Here is a 12357-nt window from a genome sequence, read left to right as displayed (position 1 = left end):
CTATACATTCATCCAAAATAAAAAGCAAGTGTTTTTTTGAAAGCGCTTATATTTATTTTCTTTTTACGTTATTAACTATCAATTTACTACATTCTTAGTTATTTTTAGAAATCGTTTTCTTAAAACGTTTAAAAGTTTGATTATTTAAAATATTTGTAACTAAAAAAATCAATCAATTGATTGATTTTCTTCTTTGCATTGACTTGTGATGTTACTTTTTTTAAATGATTTAAGCTTACTTATTTAATTTTTCTGGGTTTTCAATATAAAATGAAATTTCTCCACATTGCGGACAAATAGCAACTTTAGGTTTTCCAATTCTATCAGCAAAAACTTTCTCACTGTCTGCGATTGTTACACCATATCCTGCACCTTGTACCTTGATATCAAAATTTTCAATCATTTCAGTTTGACATCTAACACATTTTCTCATTCCACTACCTCCCATTATGTAAATAATCATTGCTACGAAATAGATCCATCTCTTCCGCTTTTCTTTGAATTCAGTATACCAACAAATAAATACGAGCTCAAGAGATGAACCATCAAGGGAACACTAAATCCTAATTACAAGGTATTACACTGACACCAAAAAGAGGATTACAATTCCTTGATTGAATATAAATATTTATCCGCATGCCGTTAATGAAATTATATATGGATTTCACTAATCTGGTTTCTACCATTATTTTTTGCTTTAAACAAAGCCTCATCAGCATATTTAATTAAGTCCCATGGGTTACTAGATGGTAAGGATGTGTAGCCAACACCAACGCTTACTGTAATCCTATCGCCACATAAAGAGGAACTGTGTGGAATGTTTTCAGCCCTTACTTCTTCGACAATTCTTTCCGCTATTAAAGATATCAATTCAAGGGTAATATTCTCAAAAATTATAATGAACTCTTCGCCTCCGTATCGTGCCGCAAATCCATTATGTTCACACGCAAAATTATTTGTTATTTCACTAATTTTTCGTATAACCATGTCTCCCGCAATATGTCCATAAAAATCATTATATTTCTTAAAATAATCGATATCCACCATTACGACACCAATGTTTGTTTTAATTGAACTTAAATTATATTCACTAATAAATTTATTCAGAGAACGTCTGTTATGTAGATTTGAAAGTTCATCGTATTCAGATAGTTTTTTTAATTTTTCTTTTTGTGCATCTTGCTCTTTAAATAGAGAATATTGTAGATAATTATTAAGAATTGCAGAAACAATAAGAATTATTAAATTAACATAGTTTCCAATTAAGAGAGATATAGATTGTTGAACAAATGGAAAAACAACAAATACCAAACAAACCGGAGGTAAAATAATCTTTATAAAGGTTTTAGGCTTAAGTATGAATGCGGCAGAACAAAACATTAAGTTAGTGACAAAAACAATAATTTGATTAAATAGGAGATTATCAAAGATAGCTACACAAGCTCCCCATAACAGGTATGTTTCAGCAAGCACCACCACAAAAATATCTATGCTCTTAGGTTTATCTGCTAAGCTTTTATTGAAATGTAAAATTAAAAAACTTAATGATGAAAAAGTAAACAAAAAGATGTACATAAATAAATATATTCCCCTATATTGAACAGGGAAAATATCATATTGAATGACGAAAAAACATAACATGCATAGTTCCAATATAGTAATAAGTGCGGTAATATACCTACTTCTGAAGTAATTGGAATTGTGAAGGGTTATCTCTCCTTCGGTTTTATTAGCAGGCACTTCAAATTTATTCTTCTTTGCATACCCTCTTTTCGATTGTTTTTTATACAAATAATTATAAAGTAATCAAAACAAAATTAGATTCTATAGTTAATATAAATAGACTTTTCTTTATTATAGCACATTGATAAACATATAAAAAAAGACTATCTTTCATGTAAAAGATAGTCTTTTTGGTACACCCAACGGGGTTCGAACCCGTGTTACATGGTTGAGAACCATGTTTCCTAACCGATTAGAAGATGGGTGCATAAGCCATATATTATTATATTCCTGAATCTTTAATTTGGGAATAGAAAAGGCAAGAATTTTCTTGCCTACTTTGCCATATCAAACAATATGTAATGCGATGTTTTTTTAGCTTGAATAGTAATATCCGATTCTTCTGTGATTTCTGCACCATCTTTTTCTAACATATATTCATCATTAACACCGCTCTCACCTTCAATTTGAACTAAGTATGCTTGTCTATTCTCATCTAAGGCATATTTAATTATTTCACCTTGATCTAGAGATAAAACGCTAATAGTCATATCTTGGTGTATCTTAATTGGACCATCTTTTGAAACAATAGTTAACCATGAATTAACGCGCTCATTCCAATCAAATGCATAGTCACCATAATTTGGCTTGTATCCTTTTTTATCCGGTATTATCCAAATTTGTAAAAATCTTAATGGCTTATCTGTAAGATTATACTCACTATGCCTTATACCTGTGCCCGCACTCATGTATTGAACTTGACCACGATTGAGTTCTCGTTTATTACCCATACTATCTTCATGGGTCAATACTCCATCCACAACATAACTAATTATTTCCATATTTTCATGTGGATGTGTAGAGAATCCATTTTGACCATCAAATATATCATCATTGATTACTCTTAATGCACCAAAGTTTATATTATTAGGATTATAATACTCCGCAAAGGAGAAATGAAAAATACTGTGTAACCAACCCATTTCACTTTTGCCCATATTTTTACTACTTATAATTTTAATCATATAAAAACCTCCTAAGCAAATAGTAACATCTAATTATTAATATGCACCTAATATGCTCTAAGAAAAGAAGCTCATTAAATGAACTTCTTAATTAACTCTTTGTGAATTTTATTAATACTTTAAAATAGTCACCATCTGTATCAATGTTAAACTTACCATTTTGTGCTTCTGTGAATCCCTTTGCTATCGCAAGACCTAATCCTGATCCCTCTGAGTTTCTTGATTTATCACCACGTACAAATCGTTCTACTAAATCATTTGGATCAAATGTAATTTCTTCCGCCGATATATTTTTAATAGAGAATTGCACATCATATTCACTTTCCTCTATTTCAATATAAACTCTAGTAGATTCTACTGAATATTTAGCTGCATTAGTAATTAAATTTTCAATGATTCTAAATGTTTTATGCGCATCTAATTTAACAATGATCTTGTCACTTGAGAAATTAGTTTTGAACTTAATTTTAGCTTTATCAATTTGTGGCTTACATTCAAATAATGTTTGATTAACTAATGATACTAAATCTACATCCATTACTTCCAATCTAATGTCACCACTATTAGCTTTACTTACTTCAAATAAATCATCAATAAGATGTTTTAATCGCAATGAATTTCTCTCTACAGTTTCAAGATATTCTTTTTTCTTTTTTATGTCTTTTTCTTTCTTTAGTAAATCAATATAAGAAATCATTGATGTAAGTGGAGTTTTTAAATCATGCGAAACATTTGATATTAATTCCGTTTTCATCTTTTGACTCTTTGTTTCTTCATCAATTGCTACTTTAAATCCAATACGTATATTTTCTAATTCATTTTTTAATGGTTCAAATGCTCCTAGATTCTCATCAATTTCAGTAGACAAATCACCATTAGATAATCGTTGTGTACATTCTAACAGTTTTTGATAATTTTTTTGAATTTCTTTCATAAAATAAATTGCGCAAAATGCCAGAATAATCGAATATAAAATTGCACCAAACCAATATCCAAAGATTAATACTATCATACTAATAATTATAATATTAATTACAAGTATTCCGGCAAGCTTAATATAAGCATCACTTGATAATTGAATTGTAACTAAACTTATCATCCACTTCTTACAAATGGATAAACATCGTTCAATAACAGATTTAATTTTTATTTTCGCAACAGTTGTTTTCCAGCTATCTTTGAATAATGTTTTTAACCAGTAAACACTTATTACAATCCCTAAACTTCCAACAGTAATCAAAAACATCGCTAAGAGTGAATTAGCTACTATATCAAAGAAATTTGATTCACCTCTATATGAAGAAATATTATATGCTATTTCCGATAATTCACTTATCGGTGATAGCGAAATCATAATGAATAAGAAAACAAGTATCGCTCTTACTTCCCACCATGATTTATCTAAATATACCCCGTATTGTGATTCTCTTATTTTGTTAAATGGCACAAAGAAAGCATAACCTAAAAGTATAAACATTGTAAGTAAAAAGAGGCTTTCAATTTGATAATACGGCATCCCACCACTATACGTATCAATAATACTTGTAATTGAATCAAAACCTACCATAGTATCTGGAATACCAAAAATAATTGTACAGTCCTTTATTTCAGGAACACTAATCATTGATTCTCGTAACGATTCGGTCAACATCGTTTCTTGAATATCCGAAGATTTAGCAACACCATAAAGTTCTGACTCTGAGCTATTCATTGCATATTTCAAATCCATCGCAACTCTAGTTAAAGGATTATTATCATAGACAAGTTTTGAATCTAAGCTTGTAATCTTTTGATTACCTTTTGAATCATAATCTACACGGTACCAAAACCGCATTTCGTCCTTATTCACATCTTTTAAATTATGGGCTAGTATTGATCCCTTATTATAATAAATCTGTTTAGATGTTATATTATCGATAAAAACAGCATCTATATTATAAACATCAGTTAAGTAATCAATATAATTTCTTCTAAGATAAACTTCTAATTTATCTTTAATTTCTGTTGTAATTAAGCTATTCTCATTTACAAAAATTTCAACATAATCAACATTACCTGTCTTATACATTTCATTTTCAGAATATAGTTTAAGTGTGATATCTTTTAAAACTGACTCAATATGAGTATTCTGTCTAAATACTTCTTGGTAATCTTTTTCCGTTAAATTCTTCTTATATGTTCCTACACCAACTACAACAAGAACTAGAAACAATGAAACTGATAATACAACCAGAAATATTTGTTTCCAGATTTTTTCTATTTTAATCATAGATTACTCCTTCTCTATTTTGTATCCAACTCCCCAAACAACTTTTAGATATCTTGGATTCTTAGAATCAATTTCTATTTTTTCTCTTATATTTCGTATATGAACCATAACTGTATCTGTTGCGATAGCTTCTTCATTCCATACTTGTTCATAGATACTTTCCAAACTATGTACTCTTCCCGGATTTTTAATTAGAAGTAATAATATTTTAAATTCAATTGGTGTACATTTAACAAGTTCACCATCAACTTTAACTTCTTTTGTTTCTTCATTTACTTCTAATCCACCTACTACATAACTACTAGATATTTCTTGCTCATTTACTTTACTTAAAAAACGATTATATCTTCTTAATTGTGAATTTACACGTGCTAACAGTTCCATTGGTTTAAATGGCTTAGTTACGTAATCATCAGCCCCCATATTTAATCCTGTAATTTTATCTAAATCTTCTGATTTAGCAGACAAAATCAAAACTGGAAAATCATAAGATTCCCTCAGTTTCATAATCATTGTTAAACCATCCATTTCTGGCATCATCATATCTACAATAGCAAGATGTATTTCATTCTTACAAATTACATCTAATCCTTCTTTGCCATTGTATGCACGAAGTACTTCATAATTTTGGTTTTTTAGATATATTTCAATTGCATTTCCAATTTCTATATCGTCTTCTACTACAAGTATTGTCTGATTACTCATGTTTATCCCCTTTAGATTTCTATCTTAATTCATTTTAATCTTATTCACAAATACACTAGGTTGATATCTGTAAATTTTTTTAATTAATTTACCATCAAAATCCAATGTTCTAAACAAACTAAACAATGCAATCATTTTGTTTCTAAACAACATTTTCTTAACTTCATATTCTAGTGTAGGATCAAACTCCAATATATTGCTTGCTTGAATTGCACACGCTTCCATCATATCAGATAATATCTCTGGTTTTAAACCATATGTGATACTATCTTTCGAATGTATGTTGTAATGGTAAAATATCGATGGAATTAAAACAGTTTTATTACTCTTAATTAATACTTTGTGAATTGTTGCGATATCCTCAAATACTTTTCCTACTGGAAATTCAATATTATTCCATAGTTCACGCTTTATTAATTTACCCCAAGCATAGTTTCTTAAACTACGATCTCTTAATAGATATTTTAATACTTCTCTGCGATTTGGACAACTTTGTGAAACTACACAATTCTTAATTCCAAATACTCCTTGCATATCATTTCCACATACCACGACATCTGCTTTTGTTTTGTTAACTACTTTTACCATAGTTTCTATTGTTTCAGGACTAATCCAATCATCTGCATCAATAAAGAATACATAGTCTCCACTAGATTCATATAATAATCTATTTCTTGTTTCTGATAAACCTAAATGTTTTGTATGAATTATTCTTAGTTGATTATTATAGTGTTTTGCATATTGATCTAAACGCATACCCGTATTATCTGTAGAACCATCATTAACAACTACTATCTCAATATTATGATATGTTTGTTTTATTACCGAACGAATACATGAATAGATTGTATCTTGACAATTAAATGCTGGAATTAATATACTTATTTTCATTTCTTTTATCTCCCTTTGATTTTTTCAAAATTTTATTATATATAAGAATACCAATAATACTTACAACTGCTGTAACTCCATATATGGCAGCCACCATCCAAAATTCTTGTTGCATTAGATAATCCCCGGCAACCGTAGATGAGACAACTGATGGAATTCTTGCAATTGTTGTAAGACCTATAAACTTCCATATCTTAACAGATGTAAGCCCTGCAAAATAAGTAATAAAATCTTTGGGTGTCCCTGGAATAAAGAATATGATAAATACTAACCTATTTAATTTGCTCTCATCTTTAAGAAACGATAATTCATTTATCTTTTCCTTTGACATGAAATGTTCCACAATCTTTGTTCCATATCTTCTAACTAGCCAAAGAATGATATAACTTCCAATAGCAGCACCTATTAAGCAAAGAACCATACCCTCAATCGTTCCATAGGCAACTCCAGCTCCAAGTTCAATTATTTCTCCTGGTAGAAATGCAACAAGTACTTGTAGTCCCATCATAATAACTAGCGCTACTTTCCCAAATACTCCAAACTGGTCTAACCAAGTTTTAAAATGTTCAGGGTTTGATGCAATACTAGTAAAAAATGTATATAAAGCAAATCCCATAACTATTAAGAAAAATGCCGCACCTATAATTGATACTATTTTTAATGTTTTAATGACTTTGTCTTGCATAGTACTCACCTCATTTGATTACATATTACAAGCCAAAAATAAAGAAATAGCATGACTATTTCTAAAGATTCCCTAAAGATAAATAAATATCCATTAGATATGTTATGATCCAATTATTTCATCATTATTAAGTAAGGTTTTTCCAAATATAAGATGGTGTAGCAACCGCTTTTTTTGTTTCAGTAATGAGAGATATACACCATGCATTTCATATTCAGTCTGAGATTCTCACAAAGGAATATCGTATAACGTACCTACTTCATCTTTGTTTATTTTTCTGATTAGTAACAAAACTCACACCTCTTAATACTTTAATCTGTGTAGTTATCATATTTTATTTCCTACTTTGGTTTTTATATCTATTTTTAATTTACACAAAAGAAAAAGCCTATTTCTAGGCTTAGTCGTTCTTAATATTGAATAAATTATATACATCTGAAACGGGTGAATGTGTTTCAATTGCTTCAATTGTTTTTGAAATCATATATCCTACTGATAATGATGTAATCTTATTTGATCCTGCTTTTTGTTCATCATTTAGTGGTATTGTATTTGTAATAACCATTTCACGAATCGGTGAGTTTTCAATACGTTCAATTGCTGGTCCTGATAATACACCATGAGTACATGCACAATAAACTTCTTTAGCACCTTTAGCAACTAATATATTAACGCTAGCAATTAAGCTTCCTGCTGTATCAACAATGTCATCAATAATAATTGCTGTCTTACCATCAACCTCACCTATAACATTCATTGCTTCTGCAACATTTGGTTTTGGTCTACGTTTATCAACAATAGCAAGTGGAGCTTCTAAAGCATCTGCTAATTTTCTTGCACGAGTTGTTCCACCATGATCTGGTGATACTACTACTACATCATCAAGTCCTTTTGATTTGAAATATTGTCCAATCATTGGAACTGCAGTTAAATCATCAATAGGTACATTGAAGAAACCTTGAATTTGAGAAGCATGAAGATCGATTGTGATTAAACGATCTGCTCCTGCAGTTTGTAATAAATCTGCTACTAACTTAGCAGTAATAGGTTGACGAGCTCTTGCCTTACGGTCTTGACGTGCATATCCATAATATGGCATTACAACGTTAATTTCTCCAGCACTAGCACGTTTACATGCATCAATACAAATTAATACTTCCATTAAACGTTCAGTGACAGGAGCACAAGTAGATTGAACGATATACACCGAACGACCACGTACAGTTTCATCTGGTTCAACTAAAATTTCTCCATCTTGGAAATGCTTCACACTAATTTTACCTAATGGTAAACTTAGATGATCAACGATTTCATTAGCTAACTCAACGCTTGATGTTAATGCAAATACAATTGTTTCATTCATTTTTTTCTCCACCCTCTTTATTTATTTTTATATTTGGTTCCATAACCAGGTTTATTTTCTTGACGGCATCTAGCAATTGCCATATCACCATCATGAACATCTTTTGTTGCAGTTGATCCTGCAGCAACTACCGCATTCTCACCTACCGTTACAGGAGCAATCAAATTAACATTACTTCCTATAAACGCACCATCTTTTATAATAGTTTTAAATTTATTTTTACCATCATAATTGACAGTTACAACACCACATCCAATATTAACTTTACTTCCTACCTCACTATCACCAAGATATGTTAGATGAGCACAACGACTATCATATCCAAATGTAGTATTTTTAAATTCTACAAAGTTTCCAATTCTATTCTTACTATCTACAACTGTATGCATACGTAAGTGTGCAAATGGTCCAATTGTACATAGATCTTTTACTTCACTATCACTAATTCTAGAACTATCAATTGTACAATTTTCGCCAACCTTAGCATTTACTAAGAAACTATTAGGAAGAATTGTAGTTCCTTTTCCAATCGATGTATGTCCTTCTAAGTACACATTAGGATAAAGAGTTACTTCAGGAGCTAATTCTACATCTGCTCCAATATATGTCGCATCAGGATTAATTAAGGTAACACCATTTTTCATCCATTCTGTATTAATACGTTTTTGCATAGTACGATTTGCTTTTGCTAATTCTACTTTATCATTAACACCAGCTACCTCATCATTATCCTTAGCAACCAAAGCATTAACCTTTATACCTTTGTTGTTTAGAATTTCAACTAAATCTGTAATATAGTATTCACTTTGAGCATTTTTATTTTGAATTTCTTGAAGATTAGAGAATAGAGTTTTGTTATCAAATGCATAGATACCTGTATTGATTTCCTTTACTTTCTTTTCTTCTTCATTGCAATCCTTAAATTCTACTATCTTTGTTACATATCCATTCTCATCACGAATTACTCGTCCATATGCTGATGGATCATCTAGAATTGCTGTTAAGATAACCATTGAGACTCCATCTTTTAATTCATCAGTTAATGATTTTAATGTCTCACTTGTTAAACAAGGACAATCACCATTAATGACTAATGTCTCACCAGTTTCATTTTCACACTGTTTAGCTTGCATTACTGCATGCCCAGTTCCTAGTTGTGGTTCTTGAAGCGCAAATTCCGTTTTATCTTTCATTGCTTCTTCGATAATTTCATGACCATATCCAACAACTGTCACTACCCGAGTAGCTCCAGCTTTTTTAGATTGTTCGATTAAATGTTCAACCATGGTTTTTTGACAAACTGAATGCATTACTTTAGGTAATTCTGATTGCATTCTTGTGCCTTTACCAGCTGCCATAATAATTGCTTGTTTCATGCGCGCACCTCCACCCCTATATTCTACTCAAAATACCCTTATAAAAAAAGTATAAATGTACTTTTTTACCGATGTTTGGTAAACTTTTGTTATTTTTTACAAAGTATTTTGGTAATACGAACGAAATTTGAGTTTGCTTTCATTTCTGAAGCTACCTCGTAAAGTAGTTGTTCATTTTTTGTCAAAGCAAAAACTGTTGATCCACTCCCTGACATTAGTGCTCCATCCATACCCAAATCAATACAAGATTGTTTGATTTTCTCAATCGATGGCACTAACTTAAATGCTGGTTGTTCAAGTGTATTTCCTAAAGAGGTAAGCACCCCATCATAATCCTTATTTATCAGTGAAGACATCATTTTTAAACAATCAGGATGTTCTGCTGTTTCAAAATCTAACTTCTCAAATGCTAATTTAGTTGATACCCCTCTAAACGGTTTAACTAGTAACAAATAAAAGTCGCTTTCAAATTCAAATGGTTCTAAATGCTCACCAATGCCCGAAACTAGAGCTGGTTTATTTACGCAACAAAATGGTACATCTGCTCCAACTTTCTTTGCTAATTCAATCATTTTGCTATGACTCATATTTAGATTTAATAAACGTTTAATTAAACGTATTGCTGCTGCCGCATCTGCACTACCCCCAGCTAATCCACCTTGAGTCGGTATATGCTTCTTAAGTACGATTTTAAAATTCTCACTAAACCCATACTCTTCACGTAAAACATTAATAGCCTTAATGATAGAGTTTTTATCTGTCATTGGTAAATAACTCGCATTACTCTCTAATGACATTTCATCCGCTATTTCCATATCTAAAACATCATAGAAGTCTATTGGTACCATAACCATATTTAATTCATGATAGCCATCATCTCTTTTTCTTACTACATCTAAACACAGATTAATTTTTGCGTACGCTCTTTCTCTCATAAGCTTCTCCAATAATTATATAGTCTAACAAAATCTTTTAAGTCACATGCCTCAGCACGTATACTTTCATTTAACTGACACGCTAAGATACACTCTTTTACAAATTCTCCATCTTTACCTAATTCTTTTAAATTGTTATAAAGTGTTTTTCTTCTTTGCTTAAAACACCCTTTCACAAAATCAAAGAACTCAGATTCATTCTCAACTTCATACTCATTTGTATATTTTGTGAATTGAACAACTGCCGAATCTATATTAGGTTTTGGATTGAATATAGTACGTGGTATTTTCATTATTGTTTTTACATTATATAAGTACTGCGTAATTACGCTTAGTGCATTATAGTCTTTAGTAGATTTAATTGCACAAAACCGATCTGCTACCTCTTTCTGTACCATAACCGTTATGCAATCAATATCAGCTTTACTTTCAAATATCTTAAACAGAATTGGTGTTGTAATGTAGTAAGGCAAATTAGCACAGACAACTACTTTTTCATACTGCTTCTTTAGTTCATCTACAACTTCATTAAAATTACATTCAAGAAAATCTTTATGTATAATTTCTATATTATTATAATCAGCTAATGAATATGCTAATACGTCAATTAAACGATCATCAATTTCAAAAGCAATAACGTGTTTAGCTATAAGACTTAATTGCTCAGTTAAAGCCCCAATACCTGGACCAATTTCAATAACACATTGATCACTCCCTTTAGAATTTTCAGCTATCTTCCTTACTATTCCAGGTTCTACAATAAAATTCTGACCATATCCTTTTTTGGCATAGAGGTCAAATTTTTTAAGTATCTCATTTGTACGTGCTACTGTGGCAATTGGTTTATTCATTTTTAACATCCTACTTTGTAGTACAATCATAGCTTATTAAGGCAAAATATACAATGTTCACATGACAATTAAACACATAAAAAGAAGAAATATTTCTATCTCTTCTTGGCATAAATTTATTTTTTATTTTTCTCTATTAGTGTCATTAAATCTTTTCTTGTTATTCCAATCATTTGACATCTTTTTAATAATGTTTTCGCATTAGATTCACCAATCTTTAGTTCTTTTCCAATTATCTTTCTTAATGCTGAGCTCTCTTCATTACCATTCAACTTTAAGTCAAAGAAATCTTGCATAGTTAAATCAGATTGATGATAGTCTTCAAAAGTAACACAGTTCAATAATGCTTCTTCTAAGTCCTGTTTATTAGCGTGTTCTACCCCTACTTTTTTTGAAGTTTTAGATTTCTCTTTTTCAATGAAAGCATTCTTACAATTCTTAATCGAATCATTAATATTTTTTCTTATCATGTCTCCTGGGTAATCAGGATCAGTAAATATTATAACACCGCGACTTTCTTGTGCTTGGCTAATCA

At 30.5% G+C, this 12357-nt stretch carries 12 protein-coding genes and 1 tRNA gene; all 13 read right to left on the bottom strand.

Annotation, left to right across the window (positions count from 1 at the left end; translation table 11 throughout):
- Nucleotides 1-235 precede the first annotated feature (235 nt).
- A complete protein-coding gene (locus RR430_RS04000; RefSeq protein ID WP_332487522.1) occupies nt 236-433 on the bottom strand; it encodes a nucleic acid-binding protein in 198 nt (65 codons plus the stop codon).
- Between the two features lie 218 nt (nt 434-651).
- The gene (locus RR430_RS03995) at nt 652-1575 is read right to left on the bottom strand and encodes a GGDEF domain-containing protein (RefSeq protein ID WP_332487523.1); all 924 of its coding nucleotides are present in this window, start codon (nt 1573-1575) and stop codon (nt 652-654) included.
- Between the two features lie 339 nt (nt 1576-1914).
- Nucleotides 1915-1990: transfer RNA gene (locus RR430_RS03990), tRNA-Glu, on the bottom strand.
- Nucleotides 1991-2057: 67 nt separating this feature from the next.
- Entirely contained in the window at nt 2058-2747 is a 690-nt protein-coding gene (locus RR430_RS03985; RefSeq protein WP_332487524.1) for a pirin family protein, read from the bottom strand.
- Between the two features lie 91 nt (nt 2748-2838).
- Nucleotides 2839-5016 carry a sensor histidine kinase gene (locus tag RR430_RS03980; protein ID WP_332487525.1) on the bottom strand — a complete coding sequence of 726 codons (2178 nt, stop codon included), beginning with the start codon at nt 5014-5016 and terminating at the stop codon, nt 2839-2841.
- A 3-nt stretch (nt 5017-5019) separates the two neighbouring features.
- Nucleotides 5020-5721, bottom strand: coding sequence for a response regulator transcription factor (locus tag RR430_RS03975; RefSeq protein ID WP_332487527.1), 702 nt, complete (start codon nt 5719-5721; stop codon nt 5020-5022).
- Nucleotides 5722-5745: 24 nt separating this feature from the next.
- The gene (locus RR430_RS03970; protein WP_332487528.1) at nt 5746-6612 is read right to left on the bottom strand and encodes a glycosyltransferase family 2 protein; all 867 of its coding nucleotides are present in this window, start codon (nt 6610-6612) and stop codon (nt 5746-5748) included.
- The gene (locus RR430_RS03965; protein WP_332487530.1) at nt 6581-7297 is read right to left on the bottom strand and encodes a TVP38/TMEM64 family protein; all 717 of its coding nucleotides are present in this window, start codon (nt 7295-7297) and stop codon (nt 6581-6583) included. The genes RR430_RS03970 and RR430_RS03965 overlap by 32 nt, the downstream gene beginning before the upstream one ends.
- A gap of 400 nt (nt 7298-7697) precedes the next feature.
- Nucleotides 7698-8660: a ribose-phosphate diphosphokinase gene (locus RR430_RS03960; RefSeq protein ID WP_332487531.1), complete on the bottom strand. Its 963-nt coding sequence runs from the start codon at nt 8658-8660 to the stop codon at nt 7698-7700.
- A gap of 17 nt (nt 8661-8677) precedes the next feature.
- Nucleotides 8678-10036 (bottom strand): bifunctional UDP-N-acetylglucosamine diphosphorylase/glucosamine-1-phosphate N-acetyltransferase GlmU, encoded by a 1359-nt coding sequence (gene glmU / locus RR430_RS03955; RefSeq protein WP_332487532.1) that lies wholly within the window; start codon nt 10034-10036, stop codon nt 8678-8680.
- An 89-nt stretch (nt 10037-10125) separates the two neighbouring features.
- Nucleotides 10126-10971 carry a 4-(cytidine 5'-diphospho)-2-C-methyl-D-erythritol kinase gene (gene ispE / locus RR430_RS03950; RefSeq protein WP_332487533.1) on the bottom strand — a complete coding sequence of 282 codons (846 nt, stop codon included), beginning with the start codon at nt 10969-10971 and terminating at the stop codon, nt 10126-10128.
- The gene (rsmA, locus tag RR430_RS03945; protein ID WP_332487535.1) at nt 10968-11822 is read right to left on the bottom strand and encodes a 16S rRNA (adenine(1518)-N(6)/adenine(1519)-N(6))-dimethyltransferase RsmA; all 855 of its coding nucleotides are present in this window, start codon (nt 11820-11822) and stop codon (nt 10968-10970) included. The genes ispE and rsmA overlap by 4 nt, the downstream gene beginning before the upstream one ends.
- 116 nt (nt 11823-11938) lie before the next feature.
- Nucleotides 11939-12357: ribonuclease M5 (rnmV, locus tag RR430_RS03940; protein ID WP_332508690.1), on the bottom strand; the 419-nt coding region annotated here is incomplete at its 5' end.

Source organism: Anaerorhabdus sp., from assembly GCF_036641015.1.
In the GTDB taxonomy this organism is placed as follows: Bacteria; Bacillota_I; Bacilli_A; order Erysipelotrichales; family Erysipelotrichaceae; genus Anaerorhabdus.
This window is presented reverse-complemented; position numbering and strand designations above follow the sequence as displayed.